6 protein-coding genes and 7 pseudogenes are annotated in these 14,500 nt (G+C 60.8%); 9 read left to right on the top strand and 4 right to left on the bottom strand.

Going from position 1 to position 14,500, the window contains the following annotated elements:
• Positions 1 to 145 precede the first annotated feature (145 nt).
• Positions 146 to 916, bottom strand: a pseudogene (locus V5279_RS07110) (NEL-type E3 ubiquitin ligase domain-containing protein); the annotation flags it as partial.
• Here V5279_RS07110 and V5279_RS07105 point away from each other — a divergent pair.
• Positions 914 to 1,303, top strand: a pseudogene (locus V5279_RS07105) (ISL3 family transposase); the annotation flags it as partial. The pseudogenes V5279_RS07110 and V5279_RS07105 overlap by 3 nt on opposite strands.
• Positions 1,304 to 1,339: 36 nt before the next feature.
• Here V5279_RS07105 and V5279_RS07100 read toward each other — a convergent pair.
• Positions 1,340 to 2,312 (bottom strand): annotated as a pseudogene (locus tag V5279_RS07100) (IS3 family transposase); the annotation flags it as partial.
• 180 nt (positions 2,313 to 2,492) lie between these two features.
• Between V5279_RS07100 and istA (V5279_RS07095) the strand changes: the two are divergent.
• Complete coding sequence (istA, locus tag V5279_RS07095; protein WP_422389058.1) at positions 2,493 to 4,025, top strand: IS21 family transposase; 1,533 nt, start codon at positions 2,493 to 2,495, stop codon at positions 4,023 to 4,025.
• Positions 4,022 to 4,864, top strand: a complete 843-nt coding sequence (istB, locus tag V5279_RS07090; protein WP_176535476.1) for an IS21-like element helper ATPase IstB — start codon at positions 4,022 to 4,024, stop codon at positions 4,862 to 4,864. Before istA (V5279_RS07095) ends, istB (V5279_RS07090) begins: the two co-directional genes overlap by 4 nt.
• A gap of 75 nt (positions 4,865 to 4,939) precedes the next feature.
• Here istB (V5279_RS07090) and V5279_RS07085 read toward each other — a convergent pair whose 3' ends face one another.
• Positions 4,940 to 5,197 (bottom strand): transposase, encoded by a 258-nt coding sequence (locus V5279_RS07085; protein WP_338696096.1) that lies wholly within the window; start codon positions 5,195 to 5,197, stop codon positions 4,940 to 4,942.
• A 1,686-nt stretch (positions 5,198 to 6,883) separates the two neighbouring features.
• Between V5279_RS07085 and V5279_RS07080 the strand changes: the two are divergent.
• The 6 genes and pseudogenes from V5279_RS07080 to V5279_RS46985 form a co-directional block, all read left to right on the top strand.
• A pseudogene (locus V5279_RS07080) lies at positions 6,884 to 6,985 on the top strand (IS66 family transposase); the annotation flags it as partial.
• Between the two features lie 817 nt (positions 6,986 to 7,802).
• Complete coding sequence (hemN, locus tag V5279_RS07075) at positions 7,803 to 9,137, top strand: oxygen-independent coproporphyrinogen III oxidase (protein WP_338696094.1); 1,335 nt, start codon at positions 7,803 to 7,805, stop codon at positions 9,135 to 9,137.
• Positions 9,138 to 9,303: 166 nt separating this feature from the next.
• Positions 9,304 to 9,486, top strand: a pseudogene (locus V5279_RS07070) (IS630 family transposase); the annotation flags it as partial.
• 1,322 nt (positions 9,487 to 10,808) lie between these two features.
• A pseudogene (gene istA, locus V5279_RS07065) lies at positions 10,809 to 12,299 on the top strand (IS21 family transposase); the annotation flags it as partial.
• A gap of 8 nt (positions 12,300 to 12,307) precedes the next feature.
• On the top strand, positions 12,308 to 13,171 hold the full coding sequence (gene istB, locus V5279_RS07060) for an IS21-like element helper ATPase IstB (protein ID WP_338687724.1): 864 nt from the start codon (positions 12,308 to 12,310) through the stop codon (positions 13,169 to 13,171).
• A 13-nt stretch (positions 13,172 to 13,184) separates the two neighbouring features.
• Positions 13,185 to 13,313, top strand: a pseudogene (locus V5279_RS46985) (sarcosine oxidase subunit beta); the annotation flags it as partial.
• Positions 13,314 to 13,855: 542 nt separating this feature from the next.
• Here the strand turns inward: V5279_RS46985 and V5279_RS07055 are convergent.
• Entirely contained in the window at positions 13,856 to 14,365 is a 510-nt protein-coding gene (locus V5279_RS07055; RefSeq protein WP_224496603.1) for a hypothetical protein, read from the bottom strand.
• Between the last annotated feature and the right edge of the window lie 135 nt (positions 14,366 to 14,500).

Here is a 14,500-nt window from a genome sequence, read left to right as displayed (position 1 = left end):
CAAGTTCGTTCTTCGAATTCTTTGTTGATTTCTAATGCCTCTGACAGGCTCACGCCTGTCGATGCCAGGACCAGAAAAAGGAGCTGATTCTCTTCGGCCAGCTCGGCGTGGCAAAGCTTCATGTCGGCTTCCAAGAGGGGAAGTCTCACTGTTCTAGGCCACGCTCTGCGAGCAGCCGGTGCATGACCTCGCCTTTTATCTCGGCTGCGATTTGGTTTCGGACTTGGGCTCCGAGCACCCGCTCGGCATCGACGTCGCCTACCAGACCATGTTCGGCCAGTCGCTGATCCAGACGGCTTTGAAACTCTTCGCCCATGGCTTCGACAAGCCGGTCCTGCATCGCTGCATGTTCGTCCGGTGCGATGCGCCTCAGCACCGTCTCCCAAGGTTGCCAGCGGGTGGCCATATAGTCGGTGAATTGGTTCGCTTCCCGCTCCCGGACCAGGTCCAGCGCCTCCGTCGCATCATCCTCGCTTACGCGAGAGACCGCCAGGAAGCGCATGTCAGGGGCGACGTGACTGAGCTCCAGCGGCTCGCGCAGCCGATGTTGATAGGCCAAGTAGACTTCCACGTCGTCTATGTCTGGGTCGAGGCTGAGGAGCGAGTTGACCCTGTCGCGCGCGATCTCGTCAAGTGCCTCCAAGCGGAACGCAACACGGCCGCGCTGGATCAGTTCGCCAAGACGATCGTCATATACGCCGCCTTCGACATCAGCGTTGAGGCGCGCGGTCTGCATACCGTTCCAGTGCAAGGTAACTCGATCCTCGCAGCTCGCGTTGGCCTCGGAAGCCTGTGCAAAAAACTGCTCGCGCAATCTCGGATTGGCCGCCGCCTGCCGCAGATCATCAGCCACTCTCTGCCGAAACTCGTGATTGCCATAGTTAACGGTCTCTCGTAGCCTCTCTAGGAACCAGGCGGCTGTCGCAACGGTGCCGAACTCTAGCGCCGTTTGAGAGGGCAAGGCTTTAAGGGATCACTGCACGCGGTGGCGGAATGGGCCACGCGACGGCGACGCGCCGAGACTATCAGCCGTCAACAATTGCAGAAGGTCCCCGCCGCCAGGACGATCGCGCAGTTGTTGACGACGAAGAGCGACCACCTAAGCAAGGCCGAGACCGTAACGGATGCCGGTATTGAACAAAGCGTTCCTATGCTGGCCGATGCCCACGCTCTCGTTGGCCGCTTCCACGCGATGATCAGAAAGAGGGGCGAGATCGAGTTCGAACCTTGGATGGATGAATCCAAGCGGAGCCTCATTGGCTCGTTCGCGAATGGCATCGCCAAAGATAAGGGTGCGGTGCACGGCTAACACTGATCTTCCCCCGAAAAAGTGGACGGTTTAAGCGGCTTTTAGCTCCGTTTTGATCGGGGCGATATATCCGATGGCGGAATGGAGCCTGGTGCGGTTGTAGAAGCCCTCGATGAAGGCGAAGATATCGCGCTGGGCTTCGGCGCGGGTGTTGTAGTCGCGATGATGACGAGCTCGGTTTTCAACGTATGAAAGAAGCTCTCCATCGGGGCGTTGTCGTAGCAATCGGCCTTGCGGCTCATCGATGCGGTGATGCCGGCGCCCGTGAAAGCGTCGCGATGGGCGCGTGAGGCATACTGCACTCCGCGATCGGAGTGGTGGATCAACCCGTGCTGCGGGCGTTGCTGCTTGATGGCCATTGCCAGAGCCGCGGATGGCAGTTCGACCTGCATGTGATCCCGCATCGCCCACCCGACGATCTTTCGGCTGAACATGTCCATGACGGCCGCCAGGTATAACCAGCCCTCCGCGGTCGGGATGTAGCTGATATCGGCGAGCCAGACCCGGTTTGGCGCTGCGGCGGCAAAGTCACGCGCGATCAGGTTCGGCGCGATCGGCAGATCGTGACGACTGTCGGTGGTGCGAACCCGACGGGGTCGCGCCATGAGCGCTCGAATGCCATATCGACGCATCAGCCGTTCGATCCGGCCGCGGCTGGCGCCCCGTCCCTGGGTCCGCAGAGCGGCATAGACCCGCGGGCTGCCATAGCGCTGACCGCTGTCGTGATGGACCTGCCGGATCTCGGCCAGGAGCGTGGAATTGGAGCCCGCACGCGCGCTCACCGGGCGCTCGCGCCATGCGTAATAGCCCGCCGGCGAGACCTCGAGCACGGCACACATCAAGCGTATCGGATAGGTCTCGCGGTGGTCCTCGATGAAGCGAAAGCTCATGTCCGGGTTCCGGCAAAGATCGCGATCGACTTTTTTAAAATGTCGCGCTCCATGCGCAGCCGTTCGTTCTCCTGACGCAACCGGGCGATCTCTGAAGCCTTGCGCGGCGGCGATCAGGGTGAGACTCCAGCGACAATCAAGGTGAGACTGCGCCGATGGGGACGGACCGAAGGGAGGGCGCAGCCCGACCGGAGGACCGTCCCCATCGGCGTCGCGCGTTTTTGGACCCGTCTGGCGGCCGGGTGCGGCTGGTGCAAGCTGTTGGTTCGTCTCGACAAGAGGGAATCGATGCCTTGCCTGGCCTCCACATCACCGACCACCAGATGAGGCTGTACATGACGTACCGACTGACACTGTCCCCCGAGGCCGCCGCGGCCAAGGCGGGGTTCTCGAAGGCAAGCGCGTATCGAATCGAGGGCGATTGTCGCCCGCCATCGCAGAAGAAGACGCCGAGGGGCCGGCGCCGGTCCGATCCGCTCGGGCAGTATTGGGACGCCGAGATCGTTCCGATCCTGAAGGCTGCGCCCGGCATCCGCGTGATCGGCGTGCTGGACGAGCTGCGCCGACGGCATCATGACTTGAACCCGAACATCCGCCGCACGCTGGAGCGGCGCATCAACGCCTGGCGGGCGCTCAACGGCCCCGAACAGGACGTGATCTTCCGCCAGCAGCACGAGCCCGGCCGCCTGGGTCTGTCCGACTTCACCGACGTGAGCGCGCTCGGTATTACCATCGCGGGTGAGCCGCTCGATCACCGGCTCTATCACTTCCGGTTGGCGTTCTCCGGCTTCGAGCATGTCCATGTCGTGCTCGGCGGCGAAAGCTTCGTCGCCCTGGCGGAGGGCTTGCAGAACGCGCTGTGGGCGCTTGGCGGCGTGCCGCGGGAGCATCGCAGCGACAGCCTGTCGGCAGCATTCCGCAATCTGGCCGCCGACGCACGGGGGGATCTGACGCAGCGCTACGCCGGGCTGATGGGCCACTATGGCATGGCGCCAACGCGCAACAATGCGGGCATCGCACATGAGAACGGCTCGATCGAGAGCGCGCACGGCCATCTCAAGCGGGCACTGGAAGATGCGCTGTTGCTGCGGGGGACGCGCGAGTTCGCCAGTCTCGATGCGTACCGGGCTTTTGTCGACGAGATTGTCGGCCGGCGCAACGCCAACCTCGCCAAGCCGATCGCGCTCGAGAAGGAGGCCTTGGCGCCGCTGCCAAAAGGCCGCACGACCGACTTCGAGGAGAAAGTGATCCCGGTGACGTCGTCAGGCGGCTTCATCCTGCGGCGCGTATTCTACACCGTGCCTTCAAGATTGATCGGCCATCGCCTGCGTGTGCGCATCTTCGACGACCGGCTCGAATGCTTCCTTGGCGTCACGCCGGTCGTGACGCTGCGGCGCGGTCGGCCTGTGTCCGAGAGCCAGGGCGGTCATGTTGTGGATTACCGGCACGTCATCCATGCCCTGCGGCGCAAGCCGATGGCGCTCCTCAATCTCGTTTATCGCGACCAACTCTTCCCGCGTGCAGCTTACAAACGTCTGTTCGAGACCTTGCGGGAGCATGGTGATGACCGGCGCGCCTGCAAGGTGACGGTCGAGCTTCTGGCGCTGGCTCACGAGCGCGCCTGCGAAGCAGAACTCGCCGAGGTGATCGCGATGGATCTGGACGCCGGACAGTTACCCGATCTTGCCGCGCTGCGCGACCGCTTCCGACCCGAGGCGGCCTCGATCCCGCGTGTCGCCGTCAAGCTGGCGCCGCTCGACGTCTACGATGAACTCGCCTCCGTCAGCGTCATGTCGGGCCGCTCGAACCTGGGAGAGGCAGCATGACCGGTATCGCTACCTCCGTCGATGCTGCCCGTGTCGAGCTGCTTCTCAATGAGCTCCGCCTGCCGGGCGTCAAGGCGATCTGGCCGAAGCTCGCCGCACAGTCGGACAAGGAAGGGTGGCCTGCCGCCCGCTTCCTCGCCGCCCTTGCCGAGCACGAGGCGGCCGATCGCACCCGCCGTCGGATCGAGCGACACATGGTGGAAGCGCGTTTGCCCGCCGGCAAGACGCTCGCCACCTTCGACTTCGAAAGCGTGCCGATGCTATCAAAGGCACAGGCGATGGCGCTCGCCGCTGGCGACGCCTGGTTGAAGGCCGGCGCCAATTTGCTCTTGTTCGGTCCACCGGGCGGCGGCAAGACCCATCTCGGCACGGCGATCGGCCTGGCTCTCGTCGAGAACGGTTGGCGCGTTCTCTTCGCGCGCACCACTGATCTGGTGCAACGGCTGCAGGTCGCGCGGCGCGAGCTGGCGCTGGAGTCCGCGATCGCCAAACTCGATCGCTATGACCTCCTGATCCTCGACGACATCACATATGTGAGCAAGGATCAGGCGGAAACCAGTGTGCTGTTCGAGTTGATCGCCGCCCGCTACGAACGACGCTCGCTGCTGATCACGGCCAATCAGCCATTTGGCGAATGGGGGCGTATCTTCCCGGACCAGGCAATGACGTTGGCTGCCATCGATCGTTTGGTCCACCACGCCACGATCCTCGAGATGAACGTCGAAAGTTACCGTCGAAAAGTTGCCCTCGATCGCAAGCGCGGTCCAGGCCGGCCACCTGTTCACACGACCCCCAACGAACTCGACAAGACTGTGATTGACGCTGGCAGCGCCGCTTGATTGTCGCGCAGCGTCAATCAACGCTTGCCAAGTAGGCGGCCAGCGTCAATTATCTCCTGACTCGGCCGCCTCGTCTCATCTTGATTGACGCGCCGCTCTCATCCTGATTGTCGCGCTATAAGCCTGGTCCGCCGACATCGGCGTCGCCTGCGTGGTGGGGCGCCACGCCGCCGATGCCGGCTCCTGCCGGAGCTTATCTACCCAGCGCCGCAGCACCGAGTCGCGCAGACCCAGCTCTTTGGAAACCGACCCGATCGAGCGACCGCTCGACACGACCAGTTCGACCGCCTGGCGCTTGTAATCCTCGGTAAACGACCGACGTTGACGTTCCATTCGACACCTCCGGGCTCATTGAGCCTACTACAGGTGTCCACTCATTCGGAGGAGGTTCACACGCAACCATGGTCCAATGGCCAAGTGGAAGCTCAGGAAACTCAAGCTGGTCAAACGGCAGATGTACGGGCGCGCTAAGCTCGATCTCCTTCAGGCTAGAGCGGTTTTCGGTTGATGTGAATCGGAACAAATAAGGGGGGTCCCTGAGGCGCGCTAATCAGATTCGGGTTGCTTTGACAAGCAATGGCGAGGTCGCGATGGCGAAGGGATACTCGAAGGATCTCAGGGCGCGGGCGGTCGCGCTGGTCGAAGACGGCGAGAGCAGACGGAAACGGCGCGGGTGCTCGGTCTCGGCGCCTCGACCTCCGCTAGATTGAGCGCTGGGTGACGACGGGCAGTGCCCTTCTTTAGCCCGGGCCGCCCCGAGGATGAATAGAGGATGAGTGGCCAGGGAGCGACGGGCCCCCCAGAAAAGGTAGGAGCCCGATCCAATGTTGATGCTGTACCGTCAAACGTCGTTAGCCTTTCGGGCTGGACTCCGTGGAGCATCAGGATCTGACGATGTCTAGAAAGACTGCCTGCTTGCACGCCGAAGTTAAGAAGCGCATTGCCCAGATCGAAAGTATGAAACTGGTCCAGATTCAACGGGTCATGATGGATTGTGTGTCCGAGCGGTCCGCTGGCAGGATGACGACAGGTGAGGGCAATGCGTTGCGCCGAGCACTGAACAAACGGGTTAGCATTCTCAGACGAGACCTTATCGCGTAAGAGTTCGCGAGCTTGTCAGGCAAAGCACTGACGTCGCACAGCGGTAGGACACGAATTTAGTCGGGGAGAACCCAGATAAATGACTGCTTTTAGGTGGGGTTGCTAGGTAAGCGATTTACCCGATGGACTAAGCTGGACGACCAGCGGGTATTCGAACTGCGGGAAGCCGCGCGAGCTGCGCAAGAGATCGCGAGTGAGCTAAAGCGCAGTGATTCGGCGATCAGGATCCGGGTCGTCACCCTTGCGGGCCTAAAGAAAGAACCCGCGGTGGGGAGTTAGGACGAAGAGGAGCGGCGTCTTTTATTTGGACTCCCTTACCCTCGGCGATCGTTGCCGGCCATTGACGACACGGGGGCGCACTCGGCGCATCCCGCCCTTCGTCCGTCCGGCATTAGGTAGGTGATATGAAACAGCATGTCCGAGTGGCGTCAGCGGCGGTCGCGTTCGCTTACCATCGCCGCTGCGAAGTCCTCAGCGTGTACGAACGCGAAACCAAAACGCGCAACGAGATTAGTGTCGCCGTATGCGGAAAACAAGTGTACGGATACGACTACGACAGTGAATGCCACGTCAGCGGTTTGTTACCGAACCTATGTCACCACGGGGCGAAATCGCGTTGGATATTGAGCCCTGGGACCTCGGAGATATGCATCGGCTACGAGGACGACACATCGTCCTTCTTCTCAGTGAAAATCGTCAGCGGTCACGTTCAGGTATTTGATTGCCGCCAAGTCCTGTCCTTCACATACACAGTATGGTGGAGAGACGTGCAATCCGATAGCTGCTGATGCCCCTCGGCTCGCCGAGGCCGGGTGATTTCTACGGAGGATTAGGCCGAGAGGACGTTGAACTGGAACACTGCGAGGCGGTCGGCGACGCTGGAGTTGGCTTCCGCGTCTCTCGTTACCGGCACTTGCTTTGACGACGGAAGCGCTTCTGGCCCAGATTGCCGTTGCCAAATATGCCGATGGCGAGCCGCCTTACCGCCAGGAGGCCATCTACGCCCGCGACAAGCTCGACCGCCACGCAACAACCGCATCTCACTAGGCCGGCGAAGAGATGCCTGGGCCGCCGGCGTCGGCGGTGGGTACACGAAGGACCTGCTCGGCTGCGCGGCGGCGCGGGAACAAGGGGACGTGCAATAATCGCGTGAACATCCGGCACGATGCGCTGGCGCCATCCGTATTGAACGGCCTCCGGACGCACTTAATAAAGCCCGAATTGTTCAAGCAGTTTTGCGAGGAATTCACCCAAGAAGTGAACCGAATGCGGATCGAACGTCGAACCGATCAGGATGCTGGGCAAAGCGAGCTGGAAAGAGTCAAAAAGCAGATTTGAGGCATTATCACTGCGATCAAGATGGCATGTATGAACCGTCGATGAAGGCTGAGATGGATGCGCTCGAATCGTGCTGCGCGGTGACTTGGCCGCGATCCTGCGATTTGCGGCGGACAAGAAGAACCCCGACTTCCTCTCGGAGGCCTGGGCTCTGGATGGCTTGCTATCGCAAACATCGGTCGTTGCGGGACCGGATTTGAACGTATGACCATCAGTTCATGAACCCTCCTGCCCTATTGATCCTATGCTGCCAGGCTGCCAGAGCGAATTTGATCCCGCCAGCCGTCGGCGCGCTTTACCACATCCGCCGCGAGCTGATGGTTTGAGATCATTGCTTCTTCATAAACGTGTGAGAGCCAGAAGCGACACACCTTCGGAGGACGGATTGCCACTACGCCCAGACAAAGATCGAGACCAAAGCGGGCGCATTGACATGAAGCAAAGACACCGAAGAGGAGATGGGTCAACTTCATGTTGTGTGAGCATGGATAGATAAGACGTGCAGACCTCGTTGCTGAACAAATATTGCGATTCCCGCCTGCCTTGGTACACTATTTATCCGACCGTACCTGATTTCTCCGCGATGGTGGGCGCCAACACTTATGGGAGATGGTTGAGGCGGCTGCCGCGCGATGAACCGGTATCCATCTATCTCCACGTTCCGTTCTGTCGCTCGATTTGCTGGTATTGCGGCTTCCCGACAAGCCTCACTCACAGCGAGCGACCGATCCGCAAATATCTCGCGGTGCTCCGCGAGGAGATTGATTTGGTCGCAGCGCAGGCGCCCCGCGCCTTGTCCGTCAGCGACGTGCATTTCGGCGGCGGGACGCCGACCATCATCTCGCCTGCCGACTTCTTGGGCCTGATGGAGCTCCTGCGCGACTGCTTCACATTCAGCAAGTCGACCACCGTTGCCGTCGAGATCGATCCCAGAACGTTCACGACCGAGATGGCCGAAACATTAGGCTCAGCCGGCGTCAGCCGCGCCAGCATTGGCGCGCAAAGTTTTGATCCCCTGGTGCAGCGGGCAGTGAACCGCGTCCAGAGCGAGACACAGATAGCTCTTGCCGTCGAAAGTCTGCGCCAGCATGGAATAAGCCGCATCAACTTCGACCTCCTGTTCGGATTGCCACACCAGTCGGTGCAGTCCTGCGTTGACTCCGCCAGAATCGCGGTAGCTATGCGGCCGGACCGGCTTGCGGTTTTCGGCTACGCCCATGTTTCCTCCTATATGAAACGTCAGCGCCAGATCGATGAGGCGGCGCTGCCAGACAATGTCGCTCGCGCCGAGCAAGCCGCGGCGGTGGCTGAAACTCTGGTCGCGGCGGGCTACCGACAAATTGGGCTCGACCATTTCGCCTTGCCATCCGACGAGCTCGCGCTGGCGCAGAAGGCCGGTCGCCTTTGCCGCAACTCCCTGGGTTATTCGGCTGATACCTGTCAAACCGTGATCGGCTTCGGTCCGTCCGCCATTGGCCGCCTTCCTGACGGCTACGTCCAGAATGAGCTCGCAACCGCTTCCTATCATCAGCATATCAAAGCTGGCTGCTTCCCGACTTCAAAGGGCTACCGTCTCACCGAGGAAGATCGGCTTCGGGCCGAAATCATCGAACGCGTGATGTGCGACTTACAGGCCGATGTTCCAGCAATCTGCGTCAAGCACGGATTTGATCCGGTAGCTTTTCTTGTTTCAGCTGATCGCTTGGAGATGCTCACCGAGGACGGGATAGTGGAGATCGAGAAGGGTATCCTCCGCGTCAAGCAGGAGCACCGTTTTGTCATCCGCGCCGTTGCTGCGGCATTCGACGCTTATCTCGACCGCGCACCATATTAACGAAGACCACCCATATGCGCACAGTTCTTGAAGCATCAAATGAGGTCGCGGGCCGCGGCCCGTACGGTCATACTAGAGCATTTTCCGACCGGACCGAATCGGGTGGGATTCCCAAAACGGCGCGAGTCAGATTCAAGCCACATGCTGGCGAGGGAGGCCAGCATGTATGGCCAGGGCGTTTTCGGTTGATCTTCGCCAAAGGGTGGTAGCAGCGATTGACGGTGGCATGTCCTGTCGACAGGCTGCCGAGCGCTTTGGTGTCAGCGCGATCCGCCGGCGCGGTCGCCTCAAGGAAGTCGGCGACATCGCTCCTAAACGCCAGGGCGGTGACCGCAAATCGAAGCGCATTCGCAATTGATTCTGGAGGCGGTGACAGCGAAGCCGGATATCACGCTCGCCTAGTGGCTCTGCACAGTGATTTTGATAAGTTGGGTCCGGCGGTCAGATTAGCTCCGGCAGGGGTTTCGGACCAAGATTGGATCATCCGACGACCAACCGAGACGGGGCCCTGTTCGTGGGCGGCAATCTCATGACTATCCGATTGCACGTGAACCAAATCCGTAACGCGCCGAAGATGGGACGAGTCCGAACTACGGCTGCAGACACGAGTCAGCTTGCAACCGTTCATACGCATACTAAAGACTTTCAATTCACGCGGCGGTGAACGGCCTTACTATGGGAACTCCAGTCAATTGCGAACAATATCTAGCATTCGGAGGACAGCATAAATGAGGATTGCCCAAGTCCCAGCGCAAAACAACACGGCAGCACGCCACGTGTTGGCCCTGAATCGATTTCGCCATTTGATGAGCTCGGATGCGTAACCACTGAAGCAACGACCGCGGACGACACCGATCATCTGGCCGTAGCTGTCAAACCGGAATTGGGAACGATGTTTTCGGATGTAATTGATCCTCTCTTGAGGCGATAGACACCAAGTCCATATGTCAAGAGCTGAAGCTGCCTGCTGCTCGAGATGTGGCGTCCCGCGCAGTCTACTGCGATGATAACCTACTCCCGAAGCCTTGCTATATGCTCTGTTTGCGGCGCGCACGTCGTTGAAGTCTGTAAATCTAAATTGCATTATCGGATCGAGCCTGCTTTGGTCATGTTTCGCTGGCGACGCTACAATATGACCTTACGTCAGCTTCAAGCCAAATTTGACCTACCAGCCCTCTGAGGCTCCCCTCGACGTCTTGATGAGCCATGAGCGCTACGCGGGGGATGGTGAGCGATCACCGCTGTCACGATCGCCAACTGATGTTCGTCGTGAGCTCGCGTCTCTCTGACAAGTGTGCGACCAACTGACCCGAAATCCCCGATCTTGGCGATTGTGCCAACCGCGCGGCATACTCGCTCAGTGCGGAGACGCTTCAATTGTCTGAAGAATTTAGTCGTAGAACCTTCTTGCGACGGACAATGGCTCCCGATGGACTCGCGACGGCCGCTCCGTCCAGGGATAGCGACTTGACATCGTAGGCAATGTTGGTCGTAACGCGACGATTGCTCGCTCGAACTACCTACTGCCCGGCAACAATCCCTTCTATGAGCCATGAATGTCATTCGGCCTGCAATATTGACCCCCTAAGCCGGGGGATCGGCGTCCAAAATTGACCCCCTACAGATTGGTCTGTTGCGCTGCCTGCTTTGGAACGAAGCAGGTGGTGGGGGATGCTGATCGTGGAGACGATTGCCCGGATCCGGCGCGAGCACTTCATCAAGGGCAAGACAATCAAGGAGATCGCCCGTGACCTGAAGGTGTCGCGGAACACGGTCCGGAAGGTGCTGAGGTCGGGAGAGACCTCCTTCGAGTACGAGCGGCAGGTGCAGCCGCGGCCAAAGCTGGGACGATGGGCAGTAGAGCTTGACGGATTGCTGGCGGCGAACGCGGCCAAATCGGCTCGTGAACAGCTGACGTTGATCCGGATCTTCGAAGAGCTGCGCGGCCGCGGCTATGACGGCGGTTACGATGCGGTGCGGCGTTACGCCAGGCGGTGGAGCAAAGAACGCGGGCAATCGACCGCGGCCGCTTATGTCCCGCTGAGCTTTGCCCCAGGCGAAGCCTATCAGTTCGACTGGAGCCACGAGGTGGTCTTGCTGAGCGGCACCACGGTAATGGTGAAGGCCGCCCATGTCCGGCTCTGCCACAGCCGCATGCTGTTCGTGCGGGCCTATCCGCGGGAGACGCAGGAGATGGTGTTCGACGCCCACGACCGGGCGTTCGCCCTGTTCAAAGGTACCTGCACCCGCGGCATCTACGACAACATGAAGACTGCCGTAGAGACGATCTTCGTCGGTAAAGGGCGTCTCTACAATCGCCGCTTCCTGCAGATGTGCAGCCACTATCTGGTCGATCCGGTCGCCTGCACGCCAGCGTCGGGCTGGGAGAAGGGGCAGGTCGAGAACCAGGTCGGGCTGGTCAGGGAACGCTTCTTCACGCCGCGGCTGCGGTTCAAAAACCTCGACGAGTTAAACGCCTGGCTGCTCGACAAATGCATCGCCTACGCCAAGGCTCATCGCCATCCGGAGCTGGTCGATCAGACGATCTGGGAAGTGTTCGAAGCCGAACGCCCCAAACTCGTTCCCTATGCCGGCCGCTTCGACGGCTTCCATGCGGTGACGGCATCGGTCTCGAAGACCTGCCTGGTGCGCTTCGACAACAACAAGTACTCGGTCGCAGCCAGCGCAGTCGGACGACCGGTCGAGGTTCAAGCCTATGCCGATCGCATCGTGATCCGTCAGGATGGATGCATCGTTGCCGAGCACCCGCGATCCTTTGGCCGCGGCGATACCGTCTACGACCCCTGGCATTATGTGCCGGTGCTCGCCCGCAAACCCGGCGCCTTGCGCAACGGTGCTCCCTTCAAAGACTGGGTGCTGCCGGCCGCGATCGAGCGGATCCGGCGCAAGCTTGCCAGCACCGACGATGGCAATCGGCAGATGGTCGACATCCTCAACGCGGTGCTGACTGACGGTCTGCCCGCGGTGGAAGCGGCCTGTGCCGAAGCGCTCGGTCATGGCGTCCATTCCGCCGATGTCGTGCTCAATATCCTGGCCCGTCAACGTGAACCCGCCCCACCGGCCAACATCATGACGCCGGCCGCACTGACGCTCCGTCATGCACCGATCGCCGATTGTGCCCGCTACGACAACCTCCGGAGGACCATCTGATGGAACGAACCCAAATCTTCGACCTCATGGGCGAACTGAAGCTCTACGGCATGAAGGCCGCCTTCGACGAGATCATGGCAACCGCCGTCAAGCGCCAGCACGAACCTCAGCGCATTGTCGGCGACCTGCTCAACGCCGAGATCAACGAGAAGCAAGCAAGGTCGATCAAATACCAGCTCACCATTGCCAAGCTGCCGCTTGCCAAGGACATCGCCGACTTCCAGTTCGACGGCACGCCGATCAATCAGACGCTCGTCAATGATCTCGCTGGCGGCGGCTTCATCGCCCAACAACGCAACGTCGTGCTGGTTGGCGGAACCGGCACAGGCAAGACCCACCTGGCCATTGCCATCGCCAGAAGCTGCATCCGATCCGGTGCCCGCGGCCGCTTCTTCAACGTAGTCGACCTCGTCAATCGCCTCGAGACCGAGACCCGCAACGGACGGCAAGGACGGCTCGCCGAGCATCTGACCCGGATGGACTTCATCGTGCTGGATGAACTCGGCTATTTGCCCTTCGCCCAGTCCGGTGGACAGCTTCTCTTCCACCTCGTCAGCCGGCTCTATGAGCGGGCCTCCATCATCGTGACCACCAATCTCGCCTTCGGCGAATGGCCGAGCGTGTTCGGCGACGCCAAAATGACCACCGCGCTGCTCGACCGATTGACCCATCACTGCGACATCGTCGAGACCGGCAACGACAGCTGGCGATTCAAGAGCCGAGACGACGATCACGCCACCCGCGCTCGTCTCGCCTCCGCTATCCCGGCCAGCTCCGACGAGACGAGCGCTACCAGCAAACCCCGCCGCACGAAGGGGTCAAAATTGGACGCCGATGAGGGGTCAAATTTGCAGGCCGATTGACACCATGAACTGGGAGCAGGACTTCAACTTAAACGCCATGGTCTCAGCGTGGCGCGTTGGATCGCTTCCATTCCGACGCTCAGCGCGACGCTTATACGCGGCGCGCAAAGCCATGCGGCTACACGGCGTCGATGCGAACCTTTGGACCCAGACGCAGCGGTGACCTCCACCGACAGGCTGTGCTGCGATGGGTCGCGCGCAAGGCCAGGATCGTCGTGCAACGCAGACTCTCTATACGGAAGATTCACGCGAGCCCGCGGGAGACGCGTCCGCGCCCCGGCGGCGACGGGCTGCCCTGCGAGTTGCCTGGCCCGTTAGATGACCCCGGCATCCTTAGCGCTCTTAAGCTTCCGCTGAAAGTCCGTTGGACCCCCACGGTGCTAACCAGTCAAAATCACTGTGCAGAGCCACTAGGATAGTCCAGGTTCGGCGTTGCTCGGGCCCATCATTCAGATCGACAGGCGTTTCGGTTCGGACTTACGGCGGAGGCCGTCCGTAGCGGATCTTCTCGCTGTGATCGCGAAGATCCGGCTGCACTGACGAGACATGTGATGGACGGGGCCAATCCATATCCGGTTTGGGTCGAGGCGGCGCGAGCCAGCTTGACGCGGCGCTCGGCGCGGGCCCCGCCCCGGCGGTGGCGAGGCGGTGAGACAGCGATACGGAGGCGACCGGTCTGTGGTGTCAGCGCTCGCCGATCGGTCCTGCGATCAAAGGCGCGCCTCCGACCGAAACAGGACCCTGTGGTTTTGAGCGTCCGATGCGTTTCTTGACGGAGCTCAAGACCGCTTTGTCTGGCGGCAAAGTAGCAGCGGAAGGAGCAGATGGACCAGGCGCCGGAATCTGCAAGGTGTCGATTCGCGAAGTCAGTGTTGTGAGCTGATCCAAGATCGCTTGGAGGTCGCCCCGCTGGGCATCGATGTGGCGGGTGAGCTCTGCGATGTCATCGCTCAGCTTCTGCTGCGCCCCCTGTGTCTCGGTCAGGGATGCCCTGTCCTCCGGTGACAGAACCATCGTTGAACCGACTTGCCCAGCGGCAGGCGTTTCGACGAACTCTGCGAGGCTCGATGCAAAATGGGCTGCCGCCGCACCCAGGCCGACGAAGACAACAAGAAACATCAAACCCCAGCGAATGCGCCCTAACGAGCTGTGCAAGAGCGGCCGCAAGTCCGAGGCGGCAGCTTGATCTGTCATCTCCATGGTTCCACGCGCGACTTCCCCGACCCAATAGGCCGCTCGTTGCTGCAATAGCCTGCGATGCTGACGGGCTGCAGCCGCCCGCGCCCCCCGGGCACCATCATTCTTCGCAACCTCCGATTGTTTGCCCTT

Origin of the sequence: Bradyrhizobium sp. 26S5 (genome assembly GCF_036923295.1) — a bacterium.
Taxonomy (GTDB): domain Bacteria; phylum Pseudomonadota; class Alphaproteobacteria; order Rhizobiales; family Xanthobacteraceae; genus Bradyrhizobium; species Bradyrhizobium septentrionale.
Note: the sequence above shows the minus strand (reverse complement) of the source record. Positions and strands in the feature narration are given on the sequence as shown.